Here is a 26,341-nt window from a genome sequence, read left to right as displayed (position 1 = left end):
AAATAGAATGCCTATGGGGAAGGAATACTAATCTGATACTAAAAAAACAAGGGTAAGCAGCCACTTACCCTTGTCAGGAGAACTTAATCATTTTGGACATGATGGGTCCAAAATCAATGTTGACTAAAATTCACTATAAAAATATGAAAAACAAAAGAATATTTGGAGTTATTATTTCAAATTATTTTAAAATCAGTCGAAGAATGAGAGTATGTATAATATTACTGTTCGCCGTGCTTCAACTCAGCGCGGAGAACTCATATGCACAATCCGTCTCTCTCTCGTTTTCCTTGAAGGACACAACTATAGAGAGTATATTAGATAAAATAGAAGAAGAAACGGAATTTTCCTTTTTGATCCTGGATAAATCAATTGCTCTGAACAAAACTGTTGATAATATTTCTGTTAACAAAGAAAGCATAGATCAGGTACTCAATAAACTATTAAAGAATACAGATATTAGATACCGCATCATCGACAGGCAAATCGTGCTGATGCCCGGTTCTATGGCGTCTACATTATCCGTCTCTCCCGGGCAAGCAGGACATGCCGTTACGGGTATAGTCAAAGATGTACATGGTGAAGCTATTATCGGCGCCAGTGTGCGGGAAAAAGGGACTACGAACGGAGTATTTACCGACACAGATGGTAGATTTAGATTGTCGGTAGAAGACAATGCCGTGTTACAGATTTCTTACTTGGGATATATAAGTCAGGAAATACCTGTTAAAGGAAAATCCGATATTCAGGTTATTATGCAGGAAAACTTGCAAAACTTGGATGAGGTTGTAGTTGTAGGTTATGGTGTTCAGAAAAAAGTGAACCTGACAGGCGCTATTACAAATGTAAAAGCTAATGAACTGACCAGCATTCCAACCTCCAACCTTTCAAATACTTTGGCCGGACGCGCACCCGGTGTGACGATTGTCGGCAATTCGGGACTGATTGGCGCCACTAGCAGTATTCGGATACGTGGCGGGTTTGACGAACCCCTGTTTGTCATAGATGGCGTGATTTCGAACAAAGAAGCTTTCGATGCGTTGGAAGCTACCGAAGTAGATCAGATGAGTTTCCTGAAAGATGCGGCCACCGCTTCCATTTACGGTACATCCGCCGGTAATGGTGTTGTACTGGTTACCACCAAAAGAGGAGATGCCCAGGTCGCCAAGCCTAAGTTTGACTATCAGGGAACCTACTCATTCAGTAAACCGACCAAGACTTTATTCAGCGATTTGTTTACTGCTACTGATGAATTGATCTATCAAAATCGCGTCGCAGAATTTAAAGGGCGGGTACTATCCAACGGGCCTGAAGAATTTGCGTATTTTGAAAACCGCGATTACAATGTTAATGACTGGATATGGCAAAATCCGTGGAATACGAAACATTCAATGAGCGTAACAGGGGGGAGCGACAAGTTCCAGTACTACGTCATGACAGGTTATATGAAAGAAGAAGGATCATATGTCAACCTGAAAAACGACAAATATAATGTCCGTTCCAACCTGACTGCCAAATTATCCAGGGCGATCTCGGTCAACCTCAATTTATCGGCTTACCAGACTGACGGCAAGAGGTTTTATTGGCCGGGGTCACCTGACGACAGTCAGGATGTGTACGATATGTACCGCTGTACCTTTAATGCCATGAGGACACTGCCTTTCTACTCGTATGAAGATGGAACACCAGCCAACAAAATAACAGACTATCCCATACGTCCCGAAATAGGGTCATGGACTGGTTGGAATCCTGTGGATCAGGTAATAGGCAATCGTTATGTCAAAACCCGGAAACGTAATATAAACGGGACGCTCACATTTAACATAGATCTGGGGGCAGTTACCCCGGGATTATCTACAAAAGTGCTGTACAATTATACCGGCGATGACTATATGCGTAAGAAATTCCTGACTTTCCAGAAGAATTACGTATTTCAGCGCGCTGACCCCGCAGGCAACCGTTTTTTGCCTGCTCCCCTAGATAAGACCAAGTACAGTATTTTTACTTTCAATACAACCGAGAGTTTGCAATATGGCATGAGAACCTTATACAGCCAGCAGTTCAATTGGTTCCTCAACTATGACCGGAATTTCGGTAAACACACAGTGTCCGCTATGGCGGTGTTCGAGCAGGCATCCAATGGTGGTGAATACGTTTATGCAAAAGGCGAAAACCCATTGACATATATTGACCAGATGTTTGCCTTTTCCAGCGATACGGAGAAAAGATACGGCGATGCTGAAGAGTATGCAGGCGCTCACCTGTCATGGATTGGCCGTTTCAACTATAATTATGCCCAGAAGTATATCGCGGAATTCTCTTTCCGTTATGACGGGAACACGCTGTTCGCTCCCGGTAAACGCTGGGGATTTTTCCCTTCTGTCTCGGCTGCATGGCGTATTAATCAGGAAAGCTTTATGGAATCTACCCGCGATTGGTTGAGCGACCTGAAACTTCGTTTATCATATGGTACAACTGGTAATGATCTGAATGTTAATAACGTGAAAATCACACCATTTTCATACTTGCCGAAGTATGTTTCGGGCAGTTCTTATATATTCGGTTCATCTTACCTGCAAGGTATTGTATCGGGGGCCACACCGAATCCGGACCTGACATGGGCAACTTCTACTACTTATAATGCAGGGGTTGATGTGGGCTTCCTTAATCATAGGCTGTCTGCTACCATAGATGCATTCTACCGGAAGGAAACAGACATACTTGGCTCGAGAACACTTAAATTGCCCAGTACTTACGGGCAATCCTTAGCTCCCGAAAACTATGCGGAACGCTCGTGGAGAGGCGGCGAATTTACAGCTAACTGGAGGGATAAAGCTGCAGGAGGTAAAATACAGTATTCGGTATATGCCAACATAGGATATGCCAAAGACCGATGGGATGTACTGGATGAATCGGCTGTTTACAAGACCGGGAATTTACAGGATTTGTCACAAGTGGGCTTATCCAGTGGGCGCCAAACAGGACTTATCGCTATCGATCTGATCCGTACACAGGAGCAAGTGGATGAGTTAAAGGCAAAAGGCTTCAAACAGTATGGCCGTGACCCGTATCTGGGAGGTATTCTATATGCAGATACACGCGGCGATGGCTATTCGCTGGGACCTGACGGGAAAATTGACGTTAACGACCAGTATAATCTGCTGTCCGACAATGCAACACCGCGTATTAACTACGGTTTCGGAGGTGAGATTTCATGGAATGGCTTTACTTTGTCCGCACATTTTCAGGGAGTAGGCAACTACGATAAGTTTATGTCGGGTGTTGATGCCGGTTTCTACCAACACGGAGGAGACAACCGTCCTTATTTTCCGATCTGGACGAGTCCTGATGTATGGACTCCTGAAAATCCGGCCGGCAAATACCCGCGTGTAGTGGGTTCGAGCTGGTACGAATCAGGTGTAGGTTACTCCACCTTCTGGAAAAGGAACGGAGCTTATATCCGTCTCAAAAACCTGAATATCGGATACTCGATTCCCAAGACAGTGCTAAGCCCGGTTGGTCTGACCTCGGCGCAAGTGTTCTTCAATGGAACAAATCTATTTTCGATTTCCGAAGTTAATGAACTGATGGATCCGGAACAGGCTTATTACGATTCATATCCTTTAATGAAAACGTTTACAATCGGATTAAATTTCTCATTCTAACTACCTAAAAAGAAATATATTATGAAAAAGTTTTTTATCATTATAAATTGTTTTCTCGTATCCTTTCTTTTGAGTTGCGATACATTGGACATTGAGAACCTGTCGGACTATGATGCCAATAAAGTATGGAACGATGAGGTACTGGCCACTGCATATGTGACTAACCTCTATGCCACGGTGTTCACTAATTGGGATACAGGGGCGGACCAAAACTCGGAACAACTTACCGGTATGCCTTTTTATGCGAACGTAATTACGATTTCCGGCAGTGGCTATAAGAAATGGAATTATACGGTTATCCGCAAAATCAATGAAGCTATTCAAAGTCTCGATCAAGGCGATCTTTCCGGAAATGTGAAGCAGTCTCTTATCGCACAGGTATTGTTTATGCGCGCATATGTATATTTTGAAATGGTTATTTATCACGGAGGGGTGCCTTATATCAAAGTTCCGCAAGACAAAGATAAGGATGATCTCTATGTGAAGAGGAATACGACCGCCGAATGTTATGATTTTATTATCCAGGATCTGAACGATGCTATAAATAATGGCTTACCGGACAAAATCCCGGCATCTTCCAATGATTACGGACGTATAGACAAGACCTATGCAAAAGCCTTTAAAGCCAAAGTATTACTATACAAGGCATCGCCGCAGTTCAATCCGAAATCTCCTTATACAAATTTGTATTGGTCGGATGCATACAATGCTGCCAAAGAAGCTTATGACTGGGCTAAAGACCATGGTAGCGCCCTAACCTCAAACTATGATGACATTTTCCTGAAAGAAGGCGGTACCGAAGTACTGTTTGCGGTTATCAATGAATACCCAAATAAAACCGGTTCTTGGGACTGGTACCTTCGTCCGCAATCGTTAAGTACCGGACAAATACAACGTACGCCTACCTGGGATATGGTTAAGGCCTTTCCAATGGCTGACGGGAAGAAATTTAACGATCCCGGTGGAAAATATTATGTAAGCTCGGAAAATGATTTAATGCAAAATTTCTGGAAAAACAGAGATCCCAGGTTTTACAGTTCTGTTCTATGTTCCGGACAGGCACTTCCTGTAGCGGGTATGCCTGCCGGTTATCGTCAATATACAGCATTAGGGCTGGCCGATGATGCAGATGCATATGGTACTAATCCGAATTCAGGGGGAGCTACTACAACTAAAAATGATGTCATGTCCGGCTTTTATGTTCGTAAAGCTTTAGACCTGTCACTGACACCGGATATAACCGATCAATACAGTGTCGATTGTATCAAGATGCGTTTTGCCGAACTGATGATGATTTATGCAGAAGCTGCCAATGAGACAGGACATTTAGATGTGACGGTAGAGATGTTGAAAGAAATCCGTAAAAGGGCCGGTATTGAAGCCGGAGATGGAAACTATGGACTGCCGGCATCGCCGACACGCGAACAATTGCGTCAGATTATTCTTGACGAACGTAATATTGAGTTCTGTTTCGAAGGACACCGTTTCTGGGATTTGCGACGTACCCGTAATATGATGATACTGAGTAGGCTGCAAAAATACGGACTTGAGAGTATCGCCATCAATCCGGACGGAACAGATATGCCTATCAATATAGCTAAGGAAAAAGCGGCGAACTTTGAGTTGACTCCGGACAATTTCAGATACGTAAAGCAACGGGTACCTTATAATCCGAATGCAGAAAATACTTTTGTAGTTGAAGAGTCATTTTATTTCTTTCCTCTTCAACAGACCGTTTTGGATGAAAATGAAAATCTGGAGCAAAATAATACTTGGGGAGGGACATTTAATCCGGCACTGGAATAATTAGAAATGTATTTAATAAGGATTTATCCCCGGTTATAGTATGATGGCATATCAGCATAACCGGGGGTAATCATGTAATTACAGTGAATTAAAGATTAAAAACCATTTCGATATTTTTTTTATATTATGGAAACAAACAGGAGAGATTTTTTAAAAATTTTAGGGAGTGCCGCCGCCCTGACCATTATTCCCCGTCATGTGATGGGTAATGGCTTTATCGCACCCAGCGACCAGTTGACCAAAGGTATTATCGGTACAGGAAGTATGGGACGCGGACATTTAAAGTATGCGGGTACACGATTGGTTGCTGTCTGTGATGTGGATCGGAGGCATTTGGAACTAGGCAAACAGCTTGTAAAAGATAGAATAGCTGCCTATCATGATTTTCGCGATTTAATATTAGATAAGAATGTGGACATTGTCCATATTGCGACACCTCCTCACTGGCATGGCATCATGTCTGTAGAAGCGGCGAAGGCCGGGAAGGATATCTGGTGTGAAAAACCGATGACCCGTACTATCGGCGAAGGAAAGCGTGTAATGGAAGCCGTGAAGCAATACGGATCGAAATTCCGCCTGAACACATGGTTCCGTTTTGCGGATAACTTCTACGGGCTGGGTACCCCGGTACGGCCGCTGAAAAAACTTGTACAGAGTGGTATGCTGGGTTGGCCGCTAAAAGTAACTATAAGTAAACATACAGGCTTCGACTGGAAGTTCTTCTGGGTGGGAAAAGAAAACCTTCAACCGGAGGCTATTCCTGCCGAGCTGGATTATAATATGTGGCTTGGCCCTGCTCCTTTCAAACCTTACAACAGTCATCGTGTGCATCAAACATTCCGTGGGTATTGGGATTACGACGGAGGAGGTTTGGGAGATATGGGACAGCATTACATTGATCCTGTACAATATTTCCTGGGTAAAGATCATACCAGCCCTGTAAAAGTAGAAGTGGATGCTCCACAACAACATCCCGATGCTATAGGTACATGGCGTTCCATCACATATACTTATGATGATGGCTGCCAGATCGTACTATGGGGTGGCGATTATGGTAATCCCGACACACCATATATATCAGGGCCTAACGGTAATGTATATAAGAATTTTGTTTGTGATATTCCAAACTGGGAGAAGAAGCTGGCAGATTACCCGGAACCGGAAGAACAGGTAACCGATTTTATAGAAAGTGTAAGAACCCGCAAACAATTTGCACTGAATGAACAAAACGGATTCCGTTCAGCCACAATTGTTAATTTAGGAATTGTAGCTTTAAGGCTGAACCGTACGTTACATTTCGACCCTGTGAAATTGGAGTTTATCAATGATGCCGCTGCTAACCGTCTGCTGGATCAGCCAATACGTGCTCCGTGGAATATTTAACCAATAATAAAAACAAACAAGATAATCGTATAATCATGAAAAGAATATATTCATTACTCGGCATACTGTTGCTTTGTTCGGGTATGTTATTTGCACAATATCCGGCCAACAGGACAACCAAAACCATTGTCGCTGATGTTCTGGCGCAAATGCCTGCCCAACAAACCAAACAATATTATAACCAGATAAAAGATCTGGCCTCGACCGGAGAGGAAGGTGTCTTGCTTTTGGTCAAGATGATGAATCCTCCGGGAAAAGGAACTAATTCTCAGATAGAATACGCGCTGAGCGGACTTTCACACTATGTATCGGCTGATGGAATGGAAGCACAAAGGCTGATTACATCAAATGCCTATGTAAAAGCTCTGGATATGGTCTTTGACCGGGAGATCAAAGCTTTTATTATCCGCCAGCTCGAATTGATAGGAAAAGATGAAGCTGTCGCCAAGCTTTCCACTTATCTGGACAACGAATCGTTAAGTGGTTCTGCAGCATCAGCGCTTTCAGCTATTAATACTCCTTCATCCCAAAAGGCTCTGCTGAACGCTTTGAGCGCATCCACCAACGATGAATCGGCCGAAAGTATTATCCTAGCCGTGGCCAAATTAAAGATAGCTGATGCAGAAGACACATTGAAGCGCTTATTGGATACAACCAATCCCGACAAAAGGAAAACGGTTCTGTATGCCCTGAGTAAGGCAGGTTCGAAGGCATCTTTGCCGGATTTGGCATCTGCTGCCGAAAAGGATAATTATACAATGCGGAAAGATGGAGGCAATGAAGCTTACATAGCCCTTATCAAACGGGTATTGTCCCAGGGTGATACCAAAGAAGCGGAAAAAGCCGCGACCGGCCTGATGAAAAAAGCGGAAAAAGCCGGACAGGTACAAACCCGTGAAGCGGCCCTGGAGATACTGATGAAGATAAAACCTGCCGATGCTATGAAGCTGGTACTGAATGCATTGAAAGATAGTAATCGTAATTACAGATATGCGGCGTTAACATTTGCTTCCGACTATGCGGACAGCTACATGTATGGCGAGCTGATAAAATCCCTGAAAAAAGCGAGGCCTGAAGTCCGGTTGGATATCCTGAACTGGCTGGGGCAGGAATGTGATTCACAGGATAAACGCGCCGCTATACAACTGCTGATAAATGAAACTGCTATCGGATATCTGACAACGGGCAGCCCTGAAACAAAGAAATCAGCCGCAAATATACTGACTAAGACAGCCGATCATAAAGCAGTCGCGGCGCTTGCCTATTTACTGAACGACGCTGACCCGAAAACCGTCGAAATGGCTAAGAATGCCTTATCTTCGACAAAAGGGGATATTTCATCGGCTGTTGCCCCGGTAATAGCGGGAGCCAATACTGTGGGAAAAATGGCCGGGCTGCAGTTACTGGCAGAACGAAAATCTTCCGCAAATACAGCTACAGTTCTCGAACAGATGAATTCAAATTCTCAGGATGTAAAAAAGGCCGCTTATACTGCCCTTAAAGATGTAGTTTCCACAAATGACCTGAATAAGCTATATGCTCTCCTTGAAACTGCCGAACCTGAAAATGTTACGTTTGTACAACAGGCAATTGCTGGTGCATTACAAGCTTATCCGAAAGAAAAGCAATACGAGACTATTCTGGCACGTATGAACCAGACTGCTGAAGGTCAAGAATACTTGTATTACCCTGTATTAGCTTCTACCGGTGATGTGAAGGCTCTGGATATTATAGTAGACCGTTTCAACAAAGAAGAAGGTGCGGCTAAAGACGCCGCATTTCAAGCTCTATCCGACTGGAAAGATCTCAATGTAGCTGACGAATTACTTACTATCTGTAAAAACCAGTCAGACATCCTGTATTTCGACCGCGCTATTAACAGGTATGTACAGTTGGTTTCAGACCTTAAACTCTCTGGTGAAAACAGAAGGCTGTTCCTTACGAATGCGATGGAAATAGCCCGTACGGATGCTCAGAAAAATACAATTCTTTCCCGCTTGGGAAATACGGGTTCATATTTGGGAATGCTGCTGTCTGGACAATATCTGGATAACAGGTCATTGCAACAGGCTGCTGCCGGAGCTGTAATGAACATTGCTTTGGCAAACAAGCAATATACCGGTAAAAATGTAGAAGAATTGCTTAATAAAGTAATCAACATACTGGACAACCCTGATGCCGGCTATCAGAAACAGGCTATACGGAAACATTTGAATGAAATGCCTAAAGAGGAAGGGTTCATATCTATATTCAACGGTAAAGACCTGACCGGATGGAAAGGCATTGTGGAAAATCCGATTGCCCGGGCAAAAATGAAACCTGCGGAACTGGCAAAAAAACAAGCTGTCGCCGATAAAGTAGCGGCAGACCACTGGAAGGCTGGTAACGGTATCCTTGCCTTTGATGGAGTCGGAGGGGAAAACCTTTGTACAGTCAGGCAATATGGAGACTTTGAAATGTATATTGACTGGAACCTCGATCCTGCAGGCCTGGAAGCTGATGCGGGTATTTACCTTCGGGGAACGCCACAGGTGCAGATATGGGATATTGACAGGGTGAATGTTGGTGCGCAGGTGGGTTCAGGAGGATTATATAATAACGGGAAGAATCCGAAAGATCCGTTGAAATTAGCAGATAACAAGCTGGGAGAATGGAATACTTTCTATATTAAAATGGTTGGCGACCGTGTAACTGTGAAGCTGAACGGTGAACTGGTCGTCGATAATGTTATCCTTGAAAACTACTGGGATAGGAAACAGCCTGTATTCCCTATAGAACAAATAGAATTACAGGCACATGGCAGCAAGGTATATTACCGGAATATCTATGTGAAGGAACTTGAAAAAACTAAACCTTTTGAACTATCTGCTGAAGAGAAAAAAGAAGGTTTCAGAATACTATTTGATGGTACTAACATGCATGAATGGACAGGCAATACAGTAGATTATCAGTTACAAGAGGGTTGTATAGCCCTCGATCCGAAAGGTAGTCATGGAGGAAACCTCTATACAAAGGACGAGTTCGGAAACTTTATCTACCGCTTCGAGTTCCAGCTGACACCTGCAGCCAATAATGGCGTGGGGATACGTACCCCTATGGGTGTCGATGCAGCTTATCATGGTATGGAAATTCAAATTCTGGATCATGATAATCCGGTTTATAAAAATATTACCCCGTTGCAGGTACATGGGTCCGTCTATGGCATAATCGGAGCAAAGCGTGCAGTTTTTAAACCTATGGACGAATGGAATCAGGAAGAGATAATTGCCGATGGGAATCATATAAAGGTTACCTTGAACGGAGAGGTTATTCTTGATGGAGATATCAAAGAAGCAACAAAAAACGGTACAGCTGACGGACATCAGCATCCCGGTTTGTTTAACCCGAAAGGGCATATAGGTTTCTTGGGACATGGTTCGCCTGTTAAATTCAGAAATATAAGGATTAAAGAATTGAAATAATCTTATTGATAGAATGAGATATAGGGGTTGCCTGTAGATATAATCCCCGGGCAACCTCTTTTACCATATTGTATGGAACGCCATATTTTACTTAGTGCGAGGTAGCTGGCACTGTTGCCCCAGACCTGATAAGAGGTGATTTTATAGCGAGTATGTTACTTTTCATCAAACGATGGGAATGCTGGACGGATAATCTCTTTCTCGTTATTTATATTCAAATTTGTTAAAAAAATAGAAAAAACCTTTTGAAAATAAAAAAATAACATTTACTTTTATCTCGGAATCTGGTTTATATCATAAGTGTCGAGTAACACGGTTCAATTTATTGAATTAATAAAGAGTCATTATGGTTATTATCCTTACTTGGATTCTGCAAAATTTTAACTGGAAAGACAAGCAGAACCTCTAGGCCGGATAAGATTATAACAGTTCCCATGCCTCTTTTTTATAACCTTAACATTCCGGTTGTGGGAATCGCCGGCATCAATCCTGATATGCTGAAAAACGCCATGTATAATTCTTTGAATCGCGGCAGTCTATCCTATATCGTGGTAAGTTTATATGCAGGGGAAGCTTCATATCTAAAACTGTATCCGACAGGACTAAAGGAACAGATGAATTTTGAAGTCAAGAAAACTAAAAACCTTAAAGTAAAGAGTATATGAAAAGATGTATCCTTCTTTTAATGCCAGCCGTAGCCTTATCCTTATACGGACAACTCAACACTTCGCACAACCATTTCCGCCCCGGCGATGTGTTAATTAAGCAACAGGTCGAATATGTTGCTCCCGGCGGTTCCGGGGGAAACAAAACCTGGGATTTCAGCAAATTGAGAACCATCAACGATGAGTACACCCTCACCTATGAATTGCCGCCGCTGGAAGGCGATTCGGTCTATATCGTGGGGGCTAAACGTTACGAAAAGAATAAAGTATCGGACAATGAGCTGATAGTAGGCACGGAACACAACACAATGTACTATTATCACTTAATAAACGATAGTTTGTTACAGACGGGCCATGAGAACCCGTCGGTAAAGCTGGAATATACCTGTCCGATGATACTGATGCATTTCCCCTTGAACTACGGACAAACCACTAGCTCCGCCTATAAGTCGGAAGGCCTGTATTCGGGTACGGTAGGTATCCGTACACAGGGAACAATGACCACTACGGCTGATGCCTACGGCAAGATAATACTGCCTGACGGGGATACGTTAAGTCCTGTACTAAGGATTAAGACGACACAGACTATCTTCGATATACCGGATAAAGACAGTTATACAACAGAAGAAACAGACAATGCCGGCAAGCAGCTGGAAACCTGCCGCTGGTATAGTAAAGGCTATCGTTACCCGGTCTTTGAGACGGTCATAAATATCAATCTTTCAGACAGCACGCAGATATTCTCTACAGCTTTCTTCTTCCCTCCGCAAGACCACCTGTATTTAGACACTGACCCTGAGAATCAGGCTTTATTGGATAAGTTGTGGGAAGAAACAGAAAGAGATACGGTAGGCAAGGAAGTAAAGACAGTCACCCTTGAAGATATAATGGTCTGCAAGCTATATCCGAATCCGGTAGAATCACAACTGAATATAGAATATGAGCTGAAAGAAGACGCAAAGGTATCTTTCGAATTATATTCGATAGAGGGACTGCCGGTAAAGAAGATTACAGCTAAAAGCAAAACAGCGGGTAATTATTATGAGAATATTGATTGTTCAGGCTTGTATCCGAAGAATTATGTGCTCCGAATCACTGCGAACGGAGTATTCGTGAATGAAATTATTATTAAAAAGTAAAAACGGAATCTAATTATATTGCTATGAAAAAAATATTAATAATTACATTACTATTCACATTATTATATATGTGTGCATTATATGGACAGAATGGAGATGTTTTTAACAAACCCTTAGTCAATAATGTTATCCCTCCTTCTCCGACATCATCAGTATTCCTCCAATATACAGGCTATACTCCCTCTTTGTCTATAGGGGCGGTAAATGTGCCTATATCGTTATATGATCTGAAAATAAATGATTTTACACTTCCTTTCAGTTTACAATACTACACCTCTGGAATAAAAGTAACAGATACGGCATATCCGGTTGGTTATGGTTGGTCATTCAATCCGGGTTTAAGAATAACAAGGACTGTAATAGGAAGGCCAGATGAAGCAACAGTGGCATATGATAAGATTATATTAGGTTCTACCATAAATAATGGTGATGTTGAACAGAAATTTGCCTATTTTAAATGTGCGACTTTTGATAACTTCGACTATAATTATTTAGGTCTTCAACCTTATTACAAAAAGCTTATAGATACGCAGTACGACATATTTACAATCCATTTACCTTCTGGAAACCATTCTTTTATAATGAAGGACGGAAAGGTGGAAACCTGTAATAATTTATTAAAAATAAAGGCTTTCGGGTGGGGAAATAAACTAACCGGATTTGAGATTACGGATGAAAACGGAATAATATATTATTATGGTGTTTTTGAAAATGAAAATGTTAGCACCAATGATATGTCTTTATATATGGAAATGCCATCATCCTATTCTCAACAAATACCAACAGCATGGATATTAAGAAGGATAAAACTTCCAGGAGAAAACCAGATTAATTTTACTTGGATAAAAACTACTTCGAAACAATATTTCAACGATTCATATATCCCATCAATGACTGCATATGATTATAAAGATTCCAGAGATCCCGGTTATAGAGACTATCTTACAGGAGGAGGTAGCGAGTCCGACTATGCAAACCCCAGTGTTTATGAGAAAGTGCTTAGCCTTAAACAAATTGATTTCCCTCTCGGAACTATCGAAATAAACTATAAAAATCCAGATTTGTATCCGTATATAGAAACCTTCAAGGTAAAAGACAAAAATAACAGAATAGTGAAGAATATAGATTTCAGCTATAATTCAACCCTGACATTTCTGCTCACCTCTCTGAATTTTTCAGATGAAGGGAAGTATAACTTTGATTATAACCCTATTCGGTTTGAACGTATACAAGATCAGGATTATTGGGGATATTACAATGGAAAGCAGAATCGTTCCCTGATTCCCAGAATTAAATTATCTACTTATGCCGGAACGAACGGGGGAATAATTCCTTTTGTGTTTGGTAATGCAGATAGATCGGCAGACGAATATTATGCAAAAGCCAATATATTAACAAAAGTAAAGTTTCCTACCGGTGGATTTACGGAATTTGAATACGAATTGAATCAGTTCGAAGAACCAACTTCATATCTTGTCTTAGATATTTCTGCAATAAAAAAAGGGAGAGGCTTAAGAGTTTGCAAAATATCGACAAAAGAAAATGAGGCTTCACCCTCCATCGTAAAAACATATAAATACGGCAAATATAGACAAATGACTGGCGGTTATTTTAATTATGACGGATTGGGAAACATCCCTACCATACCTACACCTGAAACTTTCTTTGACTTTTACAACGGATGGTATATCTTGACCCAGCAAACTTATACCCCTCTTATATCTAGGGTCATTAAAATTTATTCTCAGTCCAAAATCGCGTCATTATTTAAAACAACGCCATTGATTCATTATGATTTTATTACAGAATACACAAATAATGAAAATAAGATTGAATATACTTATTTACCAGTCTCCTTCGATGATGTGGAATACTATCCCAGGCCTTTTGTTAGGCATTATCAATACTTGTTTGATAAAGGGCCATATTTAATAAAAAAAGAATCTTATGCATTGAAAAATTCGCAATATGTTCCTGTTGAAAAGGTATCATATACGTATGCATGGACAACTGGGCAATCTTTACCCGGGACTTTTATTGATTTTACTACTTTAAATTTAGAGAAAGACGGACCTCATTTTTTCAGATTCGAAAACTATGAACAGCCACTAGGTGGAGGCTATTATTTTAGTAATGAAATTTATTTCAGTACTGATACTAATATTAATTTCGGCTATAATGTATTGAAAAAAGAAGAGAAAACAACATATACAGACTATGGAGAGATAAGCCAGACAATCAACTATGATTATATAGAAAATACTTTATTAAAGTCAAGGGAATCCGAATTAAGTAACGGCATAACCGAACAGCTTAACTATACCTATCTAAACGTAAATGGCCAATACAGGTCCTTTCCTACGTCTATAACCAGAACTGTGAATGGAATGGCCGAATATAAGACTATTACTTATCAAAACCTAGATAATTTAACATTCTTACCTATAAATATTTATTTATATAAAGATCTGGCAAACAAATGGGATGAACTAAGAATTACCTATCATAATTATAATGCTTTTGGAAAACCTGTTTATGTAACACAAGATGATGCTTCAAAGATTGTTTATATCTGGTCTTACAAAAGTCAGTATCCTATAGCCGAAATAAGGAATTCGACCTATTCGGAAGTTAAAAATATAATACCACAAAATATTCTTGATATTATTGCCGATGCCCATGTCCCCACAACTGAACATCTTGATCTTATTAATAGTCTCCGTCTTCGATTACCTGAAGCCCTAGTTTCCACATATACCTATCAGCCTCTTACAGGTATAAAAAGTGCAACTGACCCATCTGGTTTGACTACCTATTACAGGTACCATATTGATGGCCGTTTAGCTGAAACATATATAATAAAAGACGGAACCAAGATAAGCCTTGAGCGTTATGGCTATAATCTGGTAAACTCAAGTAATAATCAATAATCAGATATACTATGAAATTTTGTTATTTATACATAATATTGCTAGTCTTTCCAGCTTATTTATCAGCTCAGCAACAAATTAATATAGACTTAGGCTCTTTTAGCTCTAATAATACAAGCAAATATTTTCCTTCTATATATGCTTATGAGAATGCTGATGTGAATATTACATTTATATTGAATCATGATTGTGATATAGAAATTTATATAGAAGGATATCCTAATTGTGAAAGTGGTGAGTCATTAGGGATATTGGAATCCTCTATTCAGTTAAAAAATGAACGTACAAATGAAATAATACCAGTCAAAAACTTAGGGGATCGTTTTTTGGTTTACCTTCAATTTCAAAAATTAAAAGCTGGATATTACAAATTATATGCAAAATATGAAACTACATGTTCTCCTCATATGGAGTTTTATACAAGTTTATATGCAAATAATATGGATTTTTCTACCAAAATAGAAGGACCTCCAAGTGAAGAAGGGATTGACTATGGTGAAGATCCATCTGAGAGTAACAATAATTATTTCGACGGAATTTTTAGTAGAGAATATCCCGATCCTGTCAGCCCTAATTTAAGTGCTCAGAATTATGTTTATAAACGTACTTATCGTTCAGATAATAAAAACAGTTATCTTGATCAGATACAATATTATGATGGATTGGGACGGCCCCATCAAATAGTACAGGTAAAAATTACCCCAACCCAGAAAGATCTGGTTTCTTTACAGGAATATGATTCTTTTGGACGAGAATCTAACAGATGGCTACCAGGCGCGGTTACGAATAATAACGGAGCTTTGATTAATACCAGTCTCTTAATGGCCGCCTCTCAGGCTACTAATATGAACTCCGGCTCAGCAGACCAAAATCCGTTTTCAAAGACGGTATATGAAGAATCGCCGTTAAATCGTATCTTAGAAAAATATGGACCCGGGCAAGATTGGCATACTAACAGAAAAAATATAAAAACCGCTCTTATAACAAATAAATATAAAGCAGGGGCTTCATTTGTATTAGCTGATTCACTTGTTTGTGCAAAATATATATCTACAGATGATCTTAATCAGATTAGGATCTCACGTACAGATAACTATGCCGCAAATGATTTATATGTCACCCGGATAAAAGATGAAGGCGAAAATACTTCTTATGAATTTAAAAATAAATCAGGACAGGTAATATTAAGCAGACAAATTAATGAGTCAAATCTAATAGATACTTACTTTGTTTATGATTCTTATGGCAATTTGCGTATCGTAATACCACCGGAAGCTTCTACCCGTTTACTTTCATCATCTGGATGGACAGAGACGGATGATACAATGAAACAATATGCGTATTTATATAAATATGATTCAAGAAACCGTTGTATAGCAAAGAAAATACCAGGTTGTGACTGGATATTCTATATTTATGACAAAGCTGATCAATTAATATTGTCTCAAGATGGTGAACAAAGGCTAAAAAGCGAATGGTTGTTTACCAAATATGATATAACAGGTAGAGTCGTGCTTACAGGTGAAGTCGTGCTAAGTAACACTTATCAAGAACTTCAGAACATTATTAAAACGAAAGTAATCCAAGAAAAATTCAATATAAATAGTCAATGGAGTTATACTTGGACTTCGCTGCAAGGGCTAATTGACTCACACACTTACAAACGAATTTTGAGTGTAAATTATTACGATAATTATAAATTCAGAAAAAGGGTTGATTTCGAGCGAGAATATTTTGCTTATGAAGAGACTACACAAGAATATAATACCCGTTATGGAATAGATGAAAGTCAATATAAGCATAAAGGATTACTCACTGGAAACATTACTGCAATCATGAATGGAGCAGATGAAGTCCATTATCTGTATTCTGCTATGTATTATGACGACCAAAAACGGCTAATCCAAACAAAGGGTAACAACCACCTGACGGGAGGCATCGAAAAAGAATACATCGCCTATAACTTCACCGGGCAGCCGGTCAAGAAACTGCATGTGCATACCAAGGATGCCAACGGAGGAGGAAAGCTGACCGAGCTGTATACTTATACCTACGACCACGCAGGCCGGTTGCTGACCACTACCCACCAACTGACGGACGGGACAACGGTAAAACCGCAGGTTACACTGGCAGAAAACTCTTATGATGATTTAGGAAGACTGAAAACAAATAAGAAAGGAGGGGTAGCAGGTACGCTGGCTACCTATGCTTATAATGTGCGTTCGTGGACGAAATCAATCACCAGCCCGCTGTTTACTGAAACACTGTATTACAATGAAACCTACGGAGGCAGCGTTAAACAATACAACGGAAATATCTCGGCTATGAGCTGGAAACAACTAACAGAACCATTACGTTACTACGCTTACTCTTACGATAACCTGTCGAGGCTGACCAATGCCAATTACGGGGAAGATAACAATGCGACCAACCGTTTTACAACTTCGTATAGTTATGACAAGCATGGCAATATGAAAACGCTGACCCGCAGGGGAAATACCGATGGTTCGGGTACGAACGGAATGGTGGATAACCTGACGATGACACATAATGGCAACCAGCTGGCAAAAGTCAGCGATACAGGAGTAAGTGTGCCTATGAGCAGTTCGATGGATTTCAAAGACTATAGTAATGTAGCGACGGAATATACTTACAATGCCAACGGGGCCATGAATAAAGATTTGAATAAAGGTATAAGCGATATTCAATATAATTCCTTAAATTTACCCCGGATGATGGATATAAAGAGTCCCGTTGCGGAGGCAAGGAACGAATATACCTACAGTGCGTCTGGTCAAAAACTGAAAGTGGTACAGAAATGGAACCCTAATTTTTCTACAGCTCCTGTTATCGGTTCGGGTATCAACACGACATCGCTGACTCAAACCAAGACTACCGATTATACAGGTAATATCATCTATGAAAATAATGCGTTGAAACGGATATTGGTCGATGGCGGCTATTATGAAGGCGGAGTATATTACTATTATCTGGCAGACCATTTAGGTAATAACCATGTGGTCGTCAAATCGGATGGTACTTCGATACAGAGCCTTAGCTATTATCCTTTCGGGATGCATTTTGCTCCGGGAGGAGGTTATGAAAAACAGCCGTATAAGTACAATAATAAGGAATTGGATCAGATGCATGGATTGAATATGTACGATAATCTTGCCCGCTTGTATGACCCTGTGATACCGCATACACCTACGCCAGACCCGCATGCAGAGAATTACTATAGTTGGAGTCCGTATGCGTGGGTGGGGAATAATCCTCTTTCAAACATAGACCCAGATGGAATGGATTACTGGAGTACAAGCGACCCTGAATTAATCAGACAATTTATGAATTCGATGGGTAGTGGGGCTAGTGTTCATAATATGTCGGGTTGGAATCATGCCACTGATACTGAATTCTTAGGTCGGGGGACATTCAATGATGAGACAGGAAAATTCCATACCAGTTATGCCTCATACAAAAATGGGGTAGCTACAGTTACAGGGGTTACTCTTGATACAAATATAAAACCGGGATTAACATCTGACGGATTTGGTTATTCAGGAGCATTTGTATATAAATATGATAACCAATTTTGGGCTACCCTGGGTTATCATACGTATGAAATTACCCTGGGTTCTGGATACATCGCACCATTCGACCCGACAAGGTATTACGATGGTATAACAAACTGGCAAGTTAATACTGATGGTCGAATAACAGGCTTAGCTCCTATTATAGGGTATCCGCCTGGAGTAGGGAAAGGTGGAAAAGGTAGTGGAAAAGGTGGCAAGTTTGGTGGAAAAACAGGCCGAAAAGCTAATCCAGACCGAGTGAATAAATGGACTGAAGAAATTGAAACCTTACAGGAACAACTAAAGAAAGCAACAACAAAAGCAGAGAAGCAAGCTATCCAAGATAAGATTAAGCATGCTCGTTTAAAACAAAAAGCATCAGAACCTCATGGAAGAAAAGGACAAGGATAATATATTCATATTCAAACCTCAAATAGGATTAGGTAAGGTGTTATTTTCTTTTAATAAAGAAGAAGATATTTTGAAAATATTAGGAACTTCTGCTGAGCGAAGTATTGATATTTTTAGTAAGGAAGAATTTGCTATTTACTTAGATTATTGGAATTTAAGCATATTTGTCAGTTTGTATTTTGAAAATAGCTTTTTTGATCGTTTATCAATACATACACAGAATATTATTTTAGATAACTTCTGTTTCTCGCATCATAATCAAAGTGAAATACTATCTTTTATAAGAGAATATCATAATACTTATAAGTTAGATTTTATAGAAAAAATTGAATTTGATAAAAATACAGAAGAGACATGGTATTTTTATGAAAATCTTGGTTTAACTATATGGTTTGATAAAAATGGAATCTCAGATATCTGTGTTCAGAAAACCCGCTCGCGCAGACGTCCCGTCTGAGTGTTGCGTAGCAATAATTATAATCCTGCCGGTATCATCACCGGCAGGATAATTTATCTATAGTATATACAATTTGTTCAGCGGAGCAAAAAAGATACAGCCTGAAAACTATTGCAAAATGTGTTACGTTTGTTACCTTTTAACTATATATGGTTGATAAATGTAAAATTAGCTATGGGAAGAATGAAATAGAAAAAGTGTAACTTTTGTAACTTTTTCCTTAAATTTACCCCGGATGATGGATATAAAGAGTCCCGTTGCGGAGGCAAGGAACGAATATACCTACAGTGCGTCCGGTCAAAAACTGAAAGTGGTACAGAGATGGAATCCGAACTTCTCTACAGCTCCTGTTATCGGTTCGGGTATCAACACGACATCGCTGACTCAAACCAGGACCACTGATTATACAGGTAATATCATCTATGAAAATAATGCGTTGAAACGGATACTGGTCGACGGCGGTTATTATGAAGGCGGAGTATATTACTATTATCTGGCAGACCATTTGGGTAATAACCATGTGGTCGTCAAATCGGATGGTACTTCGATACAGAGCCTTAGCTATTATCCTTTCGGGATGCACTTTGCTCCGGGTATAGGTTATGAAAAGCAGCCGTACAAGTACAATAATAAGGAGTTGGATCAGATGCACGGGCTGAATATGTACGATAATCTTGCCCGCTTGTATGACCCTGTAATACCTCACACACCTACGCCAGACCCGCATGCAGAGAATTACTATAGCTTGTCGCCTTACTCATGGACAGCGAATAATCCGCTGAAAGTTATTGATCCTACAGGAATGGATACGATGTATGTAAATCCACAGGGTGAACCTATTATTACTATACCAGGAGGAGAAGATATAATTTTTCCAGTAGCACGAGATATTTATGTTATTCCTAGAGAGGTAGGGAAAGAACCTATTGACGCTTTTTTATTACCTGGTTTACCTCGTCGAATTCCTCCACAAGGAGGAAGAATAGATGGTGTATATCCTGAATTTGCAATATTAGTTCCAGCAAGGGCTGGGATTACTCTTTCAGCAGAACTTCTAATAAGTACTATGGTGACAATTAGGAATATGATGAGAGGGCCTGGTACTACTAATACGATTGATGCTAGTAGAAGTGGGTTTGTCCAATTTGGGAAAGATTCGAATCAAAAATATCATACATTTCGTCACGTAGATGATTTAGGACTTAATAAAGATGCAGTTGAAGTAGCCGTTAGATCAGACTTATTATCTGCATCATCAAGAATTGTTGCAGGGCAGCCTTATAATGGAGTCATTACCGTTTGTGGAGTAAGACTCCAATATACGGCATATAAATTATCTGATGGAACAATTAATATCGGAAGAATTCATGGAATATAAAAGAAGGCCAACGGTAAAAGAGAAAAAACTTATAGATATATTAGTGCAGAAGTCCTCAATACCATACAATAAAGATTGGGACAAGGAACTTATGGTTAGATCGATGAGTGATGGGGGGATGGGTAGCCTATACCTTTATCCCAAAGACTGTAAAGATGAATTAAGAAGATTTGGAAAACAAATAAGTGAAGTGACATTTAAAGATAAAGATGGAGTTGATGTTGTGGTCTCTTTAAATACTGATGACAAAGGTAATTTATACGAATTGGATATTTGGAAAACTGATTTCAATCAATTAGTTGAGATTCCCGATAATTTAGAAATTGTTTAAATTTTGGTCAATGAAGCATTTTGAATCTAAAACGGCTCTTCCCTCATTCGGCATATATTTCACTTGCGTAGTGCTAAAATTAAGATTTAGTCTTAAAAATAAGGACAATGAGTAAACCCCTCGCTTACGCGGTTTTGTAACCCCGCTCGCGCAGACGTCCCGTCTGAGTGTTGCGTAGCAATAATTATAATCCTGCCGGTATCATCATCGGCAGGATAATTTATCTATAATATATATAATTTGTTCAGCGGAGCAAAAAAGATACAGCATGAAAATTATTGAAAAATGTGTTACGTTTGTTACCTTTTAACTATATAGTTAATAAAAGTAAAATTGATTGTAGGGAGAAAGAAATAGAAAAGTGTAACTTTTGTAACTTTTTTCGTTAAATTTATCGGTCAGATGGTGATAAGCAGTCTGACAGCCAAAGCTAAAAATTATTACACTTATTCGGCTTCAGGCGTGAAGCTGAGGACAGAGCAGCGATACGATTCGAATTATACGGTAACGCCGTCTAATGCGACCAATCCGACAAATGATGGATTGGCTGACTATAAGAATACGGATTATGCAGGCAACATTATCTATGAAACGGTGAAAAGGAGTTCGACCATTACCAACAAAACGAGGATACTTGTTGACGGGGGATACTGGGAAAATAATGTTTATTATTTTTATGTGACCGATCATTTGGGAAATAACCGTATGGTAGCTGACGCCGGTGGCACAGCCATACAGCGAAATCATTACTATCCGTTTGGTATGTCCTTTGCCGATACACCGCTGGCTGAGCAGGGAAAACAGCCGTATAAGTATAATGGCAAGGAATTAGATCAGATGCACGGGTTGAATATGTACGATAATCTTGCCCGCTTGTATGACCCTGTGATACCGCATACACCTACGCCAGACCCGCATGCAGAGAATTACTATAGTTGGAGTCCGTATGCGTGGGTGGGGAATAATCCGATGAAATATATCGACCCGACGGGAATGGACACAATACATATTAATGAACAAGGGCGTATTGCATGGCAAAGTAATCCCTCTGATACTGATGTTTTTTATATAGTAGATGCTAATGGTAATAAAATTACAAATCAAGATGGAAGTTATGTATCCCTATCGTTTAACTCGAAAGTAGTAAATACAATGAGTAATGGTACATATCAATCATATGGATATGATCGTTATGATATAGATGGAACAAAAAATGCGACATCTCTTTTTGAATTTCTTGCGGATAATACAACTGTAGAATGGTCACATGGAGTATATGATAGTGCAGAAGACACAAAATACAATGTACTTACGACTTCTCATAATAGTTCACTTGAGGCTGGAGCAAGTGCAGTTTTCTACGATATGATTGATAATGGGCGTTTTCCATCGATATCGAATCACAGCCATCCCAGAGGAACAAGAATTCCAAGTGGATTAGTGGAAACAGGATATCCATCTGGGGATGTTATTGCTGCAAGAGCTGAAGTACGATATATACAACGGAAAAACCAGAATCGTCAAGCTCCATCGTATAATATTTATATACCTAAGAGTCAAAGACAAACCAACCAAAAATATTTTCCTTATTCTCATACTTGGTATAATTCACCAAGAGCTATTGTTCCATTTTAAAAGATGAATGATATGAAAAAAATAATATTGTTGACTATGATAAGCTGCTCTTTATTTTATATAAAATCTAATGCTCAAGTATATAAAGAGTTAAAGACTAATATAGAATTGCCAAAGTTAAAAATAATAAATAAAAAATTGGAAAAGAACCTAATATCAGATTTAATAAACATAAATAATAAAGATGAATGGAATACTAATCTAGTCTATTCAATCCAGATTGACAAAGTAGAAAAAAGACAATCATACAAGCTAACTATTACTATGTCTGCAATATGTGATATTAACGAGTCTGCAAGTATAGGTTTTTTTAAAATACAAGATTATATTTTTGTAGTAAAAGGTGTTTATCCATGTAGCCTTTATTCGATAAGTACAGAAAAAAAAATATTTGAATGTATCAAAGAATATCGAATAGAAAATGATATACTTGAACCAATATTACCTCTTAGAGTAGAGCCTCCAATATGGATTTATTTATTTGAAAAGAACAAATTAAGATGTATAGAAATGAGAACTTTTAATTAGAAATTTTCACCCGCTCGCGCATACGTCCCGTGGCTGTTGCACAACTAAGCAAATTTAATATTTTATGAAAATAGACATTGTTTACAAAAAAATATCTATTGATAATCCCCCGCTCGCGCAGACGTCCCGTCTGAGTGTTGCGTAGCAATAATTATTCGTCCTGTCGGTGTTATCATCGGCAGGATAATTTATCTATAGTATATACATTTTGTTCAGCGGAGCAAAAAAGATACAGGATGAAAATTATTGAAAAGTGTGTTACGTTTGTTACCTTTTGTACCTTAGCGTTTCTGCATGAAATACAGCTAACTGTTAACTGAAATAAGTATTACCTTTTACTTACATCTCATAAATATAAGAAGCAGAATCCATGTGATTGGATCTTGATTTGCATAATTTATCATAAAATAAAAGAGGTTCTTCAAACCTGAAGAACCTCTGATTTGTATAATTAAGACGCCTGATTAATTCTGTCCGCCACCTTGTCCGCCTTGACCTCCCTGATTTCCTTGTCCGCTGCTCATATTATCATCATTATTGATGCTTCGTTGAGCTTTTTTGATCTGGGCTTTCATTTCTCCGAAACGGAATGAAACAGAAACTCCAAACTGGCGCATTCTGTTGGTATTGAAAGATTCGGAATAGAAATCATCGTTACGGGTGATATTCTTAAACTCACTGTCTTTCTTTAATGGATTCTGAGCATATGCACGGAATTGTAATCTGTCTTTCATAAAACCTTTTGAGAAAGATAAGCTATGAAAGAAGAAAGACGGGCCTTCACCTTGCAGGCTGATTTGGCGACTGAAATAGCCTGTGTTTATATATGCCTTGAAATTATGCGGAAATGAATATTGTCCTCCGGCAAAGATGTTCCCGGTAAGTCCGCTGTTACTCATCTTTGCATTTGATAATGAATTGCTGTTGGATTTAATGTCTACATATCTTCCCGACATATTACTGTATATGCGTATTTTATCATTAGGACTCCAGTTCACATATCCCGAAAGCCCCAGGTTTTTTCGTTCCCCTATATTCTGATATGTGGTAGTTGCAACATCATTATTGAGGGTAGTAATACTTTCGATACCATTGTTTTCGAAATCATAGGACATATTCAGATTGAGGTTCAGCGTCCTGCTGAAAGAACCGAAATTTATACTGAAATTGTGATTCTTGACCGCATCCAGAGACGAATTTCCAATTCTGGTATTATTAGGATTAGATGTATCCTCATATGGATTCAACTGATAAATACCCGGGCGCTGTATACGCATATTGTACCCGAAACGGATATTTTGCGTAGGCTTGAGCTGGTATGTAATTGTTGCCGATGGAACCAGATTGGAGTAATCATTTTTGAAGTTTTTACTTTCATCTTTAGGAAACTTAGCTTCCAGCCATGTAGCCTCATAGCGCAATCCTGTTTTCATTCCCCATTTTTGGAATTTTGCACTGTAACCTCCGTATGCGGCAAGAATGTCCTGCTCGTGCTTGAATTTATCATACATCTGCGGTTTGTTAATCCAGGTTCCGTCTGCATTGAGGAAGTCATAGCCACTATTACTCTGATTGAGACGTATGATGTATTTTACCCCGGCCTCTAAATTATGAATTTTTCCGAATGGAGTAACAAAATCAGTTTGAAAGGTATGTTCTTTCATGTCAGCGTCGGTAAACTGATTGTTTGTTTCTGCTGTTGCCGGAAGAGTACCGTTTATGTGGGTTACCAAGTTGTCCGACTTGCTGTCGTTCGGACTAAGACTGAATCTGTATGAAGCAGTGAATAACTGATCTTTTTTCTTAAAGGTGCGTTGGTAATCGACGTTAATATCTGTTCCTCCATAGTTTTGCGCGGAGCGGCTGTCGAGTTCATATGTATATTGCGGAGCATTGTCTTTTTTCAGCATTTCCGCGATTTGTTCGTTCGTTGATTTGCCTTCACCAAAATAACGGTTGAAGCCTACATTGATGAGGTTAAGTGTATCTAATTCAAAGCTGAGTTCTCCGTTTCCATATTGTCCGTTTCCGTTATTTTTAGAGAACCCGGTTTGGGATAAATACTTGAAGTCGTCGTTTTTTAAATTCTCCCGGTAGAAAGACGACTCGCCTTTCGGACGTTTATATTCATAATAATTGTATCCTCCCGTAAAACCTACGATTCCTTGTTTTATCTGCAGGTAAGCGCCGGCGCCGAATCCGCCCAAATCATCCACACGACCGTTCAATGTGGCGGTATAACCACCCATGGAAGAGTTTTTCTGAGTTATAATATTAATAATCCCTGCAACGCCTTCCGCATCGTATTTTGCCCCCGGGTCCGTGATAACTTCTATATCCTTAATGGTGCTCGCCGGCATGCTGCGCAACACATCTTTCGGATTACTTGTTATCATATTCGATGGTTTACCGTTGAGGTATATTTTATAATTAGAGGAGCCTTTGAGTTGTATGTTTTCTTCTCCGTCGACAGTCACCATAGGTACTTTTTTCAACATATCCAATACGTTATTGGTTTTAGCTTCGGGATCGTCTTCCATGCTGTATGTGATTTTATCTAAATCTACTTTCACCAATGGTTTCTGAGCCGATATGACCACTTCCGACAGAGCCTGTGCATCGTCAGGCATAAGGATTGTGCCGAGATCGAGAGTTTTCGCGTTTCCGATTTCAATGGCTTTTGTAACTGTCTTTTTACCTATAAATTCGGCCGTGAAAAGGTATTCACCCTTTTTGTTCATAGTCAACTGGAACTTTCCGTTGTCATCGGTAGCTACAGCCTTAAGCAGTTGAGGATTAGCTCCTTTGCCTGTTATTTTGATTGTGGCATAAGGTACCGTCTCATTTGTAAGAGAATCTACCAGTTGTCCTTTCACAAGCACATTTACAGTATTGGCCGTCGGGGCATTAGTCTGTGCCGACATAGATGAAAAACCTGCAATAAACAGGGTGATTAACAGGATACGGATTTTCATAAAGA

Annotated in this window: 14 protein-coding genes; 13 read left to right on the top strand and 1 reads right to left on the bottom strand. The window is 39.6% G+C overall.

Annotated elements, in window-relative coordinates; all coding sequences use genetic code 11:
- Window positions 1-203 precede the first annotated feature (203 nt).
- The 13 genes from ACFO6W_RS10290 (at window position 204) to ACFO6W_RS10230 (ending at window position 23,361) form a co-directional block, all read left to right on the top strand.
- Complete coding sequence (locus ACFO6W_RS10290; RefSeq protein WP_379996028.1) at window positions 204-3,665, top strand: TonB-dependent receptor; 3,462 nt, start codon at window positions 204-206, stop codon at window positions 3,663-3,665.
- 21 nt (window positions 3,666-3,686) lie between these two features.
- The gene (locus ACFO6W_RS10285; RefSeq protein ID WP_379996026.1) at window positions 3,687-5,471 is read left to right on the top strand and encodes a RagB/SusD family nutrient uptake outer membrane protein; all 1,785 of its coding nucleotides are present in this window, start codon (window positions 3,687-3,689) and stop codon (window positions 5,469-5,471) included.
- Between the two features lie 126 nt (window positions 5,472-5,597).
- Window positions 5,598-6,854, top strand: a complete 1,257-nt coding sequence (locus ACFO6W_RS10280; RefSeq protein WP_379996024.1) for a Gfo/Idh/MocA family oxidoreductase — start codon at window positions 5,598-5,600, stop codon at window positions 6,852-6,854.
- Between the two features lie 35 nt (window positions 6,855-6,889).
- Window positions 6,890-10,315 (top strand): DUF1080 domain-containing protein, encoded by a 3,426-nt coding sequence (locus ACFO6W_RS10275; RefSeq protein WP_379996021.1) that lies wholly within the window; start codon window positions 6,890-6,892, stop codon window positions 10,313-10,315.
- 434 nt (window positions 10,316-10,749) lie between these two features.
- The gene (locus tag ACFO6W_RS10270) at window positions 10,750-10,980 is read left to right on the top strand and encodes a hypothetical protein (RefSeq protein WP_379996019.1); all 231 of its coding nucleotides are present in this window, start codon (window positions 10,750-10,752) and stop codon (window positions 10,978-10,980) included.
- The gene (locus ACFO6W_RS10265) at window positions 10,977-12,119 is read left to right on the top strand and encodes a T9SS type A sorting domain-containing protein (RefSeq protein WP_379996017.1); all 1,143 of its coding nucleotides are present in this window, start codon (window positions 10,977-10,979) and stop codon (window positions 12,117-12,119) included. The genes ACFO6W_RS10270 and ACFO6W_RS10265 overlap by 4 nt, the downstream gene beginning before the upstream one ends.
- Before the next feature lie 23 nt (window positions 12,120-12,142).
- Window positions 12,143-15,049, top strand: coding sequence for a hypothetical protein (locus ACFO6W_RS10260; RefSeq protein ID WP_379996015.1), 2,907 nt, complete (start codon window positions 12,143-12,145; stop codon window positions 15,047-15,049).
- A gap of 440 nt (window positions 15,050-15,489) precedes the next feature.
- Window positions 15,490-19,032, top strand: a complete 3,543-nt coding sequence (locus tag ACFO6W_RS10255) for a DUF6443 domain-containing protein (protein ID WP_379996012.1) — start codon at window positions 15,490-15,492, stop codon at window positions 19,030-19,032.
- Complete coding sequence (locus ACFO6W_RS10250) at window positions 19,010-19,489, top strand: hypothetical protein (RefSeq protein ID WP_379996010.1); 480 nt, start codon at window positions 19,010-19,012, stop codon at window positions 19,487-19,489. The genes ACFO6W_RS10255 and ACFO6W_RS10250 overlap by 23 nt, the downstream gene beginning before the upstream one ends.
- Window positions 19,490-19,724: 235 nt before the next feature.
- Window positions 19,725-20,867, top strand: a complete 1,143-nt coding sequence (locus ACFO6W_RS10245) for an RHS repeat domain-containing protein (protein ID WP_379996008.1) — start codon at window positions 19,725-19,727, stop codon at window positions 20,865-20,867.
- Window positions 20,830-21,198 (top strand): DUF6984 family protein, encoded by a 369-nt coding sequence (locus ACFO6W_RS10240; protein WP_379996005.1) that lies wholly within the window; start codon window positions 20,830-20,832, stop codon window positions 21,196-21,198. The genes ACFO6W_RS10245 and ACFO6W_RS10240 overlap by 38 nt, the downstream gene beginning before the upstream one ends.
- A 402-nt stretch (window positions 21,199-21,600) precedes the next feature.
- A complete protein-coding gene (locus ACFO6W_RS10235) occupies window positions 21,601-22,833 on the top strand; it encodes an RHS repeat-associated core domain-containing protein (RefSeq protein ID WP_379996003.1) in 1,233 nt (410 codons plus the stop codon).
- Window positions 22,834-22,845: 12 nt separating this feature from the next.
- Entirely contained in the window at window positions 22,846-23,361 is a 516-nt protein-coding gene (locus ACFO6W_RS10230) for a hypothetical protein (protein WP_379996001.1), read from the top strand.
- A 464-nt stretch (window positions 23,362-23,825) separates the two neighbouring features.
- Here ACFO6W_RS10230 and ACFO6W_RS10225 read toward each other — a convergent pair whose 3' ends face one another.
- Window positions 23,826-26,336: a TonB-dependent receptor gene (locus ACFO6W_RS10225; protein ID WP_379995999.1), complete on the bottom strand. Its 2,511-nt coding sequence runs from the start codon at window positions 26,334-26,336 to the stop codon at window positions 23,826-23,828.
- Between the last annotated feature and the right edge of the window lie 5 nt (window positions 26,337-26,341).

Origin of the sequence: Dysgonomonas termitidis, assembly GCF_042654545.1 — a bacterium.
GTDB classification, from domain to species: domain Bacteria; phylum Bacteroidota; class Bacteroidia; order Bacteroidales; family Dysgonomonadaceae; genus Dysgonomonas; species Dysgonomonas termitidis.
The sequence above is the reverse complement of the archived record's forward strand: the minus strand, read 5'-3'. Positions and strand labels throughout refer to the sequence as shown.

Excerpts from the sequence above, each read along its gene's own strand:
- ACFO6W_RS10290 (WP_379996028.1), top strand. The coding sequence starts at position 204 with ATGAGAGTATGTATAATATTACTGTTCGCCGTGCTTCAACTCAGCGCG.
- ACFO6W_RS10285 (WP_379996026.1), top strand. The coding sequence starts at position 3,687 with ATGAAAAAGTTTTTTATCATTATAAATTGTTTTCTCGTATCCTTTCTT.
- ACFO6W_RS10280 (WP_379996024.1), top strand. The coding sequence starts at position 5,598 with ATGGAAACAAACAGGAGAGATTTTTTAAAAATTTTAGGGAGTGCCGCC.
- ACFO6W_RS10275 (WP_379996021.1), top strand. The coding sequence starts at position 6,890 with ATGAAAAGAATATATTCATTACTCGGCATACTGTTGCTTTGTTCGGGT.
- ACFO6W_RS10270 (WP_379996019.1), top strand. The coding sequence starts at position 10,750 with ATGCCTCTTTTTTATAACCTTAACATTCCGGTTGTGGGAATCGCCGGC.
- ACFO6W_RS10265 (WP_379996017.1), top strand. The coding sequence starts at position 10,977 with ATGAAAAGATGTATCCTTCTTTTAATGCCAGCCGTAGCCTTATCCTTA.
- ACFO6W_RS10260 (WP_379996015.1), top strand. The coding sequence starts at position 12,143 with ATGAAAAAAATATTAATAATTACATTACTATTCACATTATTATATATG.
- ACFO6W_RS10255 (WP_379996012.1), top strand. The coding sequence starts at position 15,490 with ATGGATTTTTCTACCAAAATAGAAGGACCTCCAAGTGAAGAAGGGATT.
- ACFO6W_RS10250 (WP_379996010.1), top strand. The coding sequence starts at position 19,010 with ATGGAAGAAAAGGACAAGGATAATATATTCATATTCAAACCTCAAATA.
- ACFO6W_RS10245 (WP_379996008.1), top strand. The coding sequence starts at position 19,725 with ATGATGGATATAAAGAGTCCCGTTGCGGAGGCAAGGAACGAATATACC.
- ACFO6W_RS10240 (WP_379996005.1), top strand. The coding sequence starts at position 20,830 with ATGGAACAATTAATATCGGAAGAATTCATGGAATATAAAAGAAGGCCA.
- ACFO6W_RS10235 (WP_379996003.1), top strand. The coding sequence starts at position 21,601 with ATGGTGATAAGCAGTCTGACAGCCAAAGCTAAAAATTATTACACTTAT.
- ACFO6W_RS10230 (WP_379996001.1), top strand. The coding sequence starts at position 22,846 with ATGAAAAAAATAATATTGTTGACTATGATAAGCTGCTCTTTATTTTAT.
- ACFO6W_RS10225 (WP_379995999.1), bottom strand. The coding sequence starts at position 26,336 with ATGAAAATCCGTATCCTGTTAATCACCCTGTTTATTGCAGGTTTTTCA.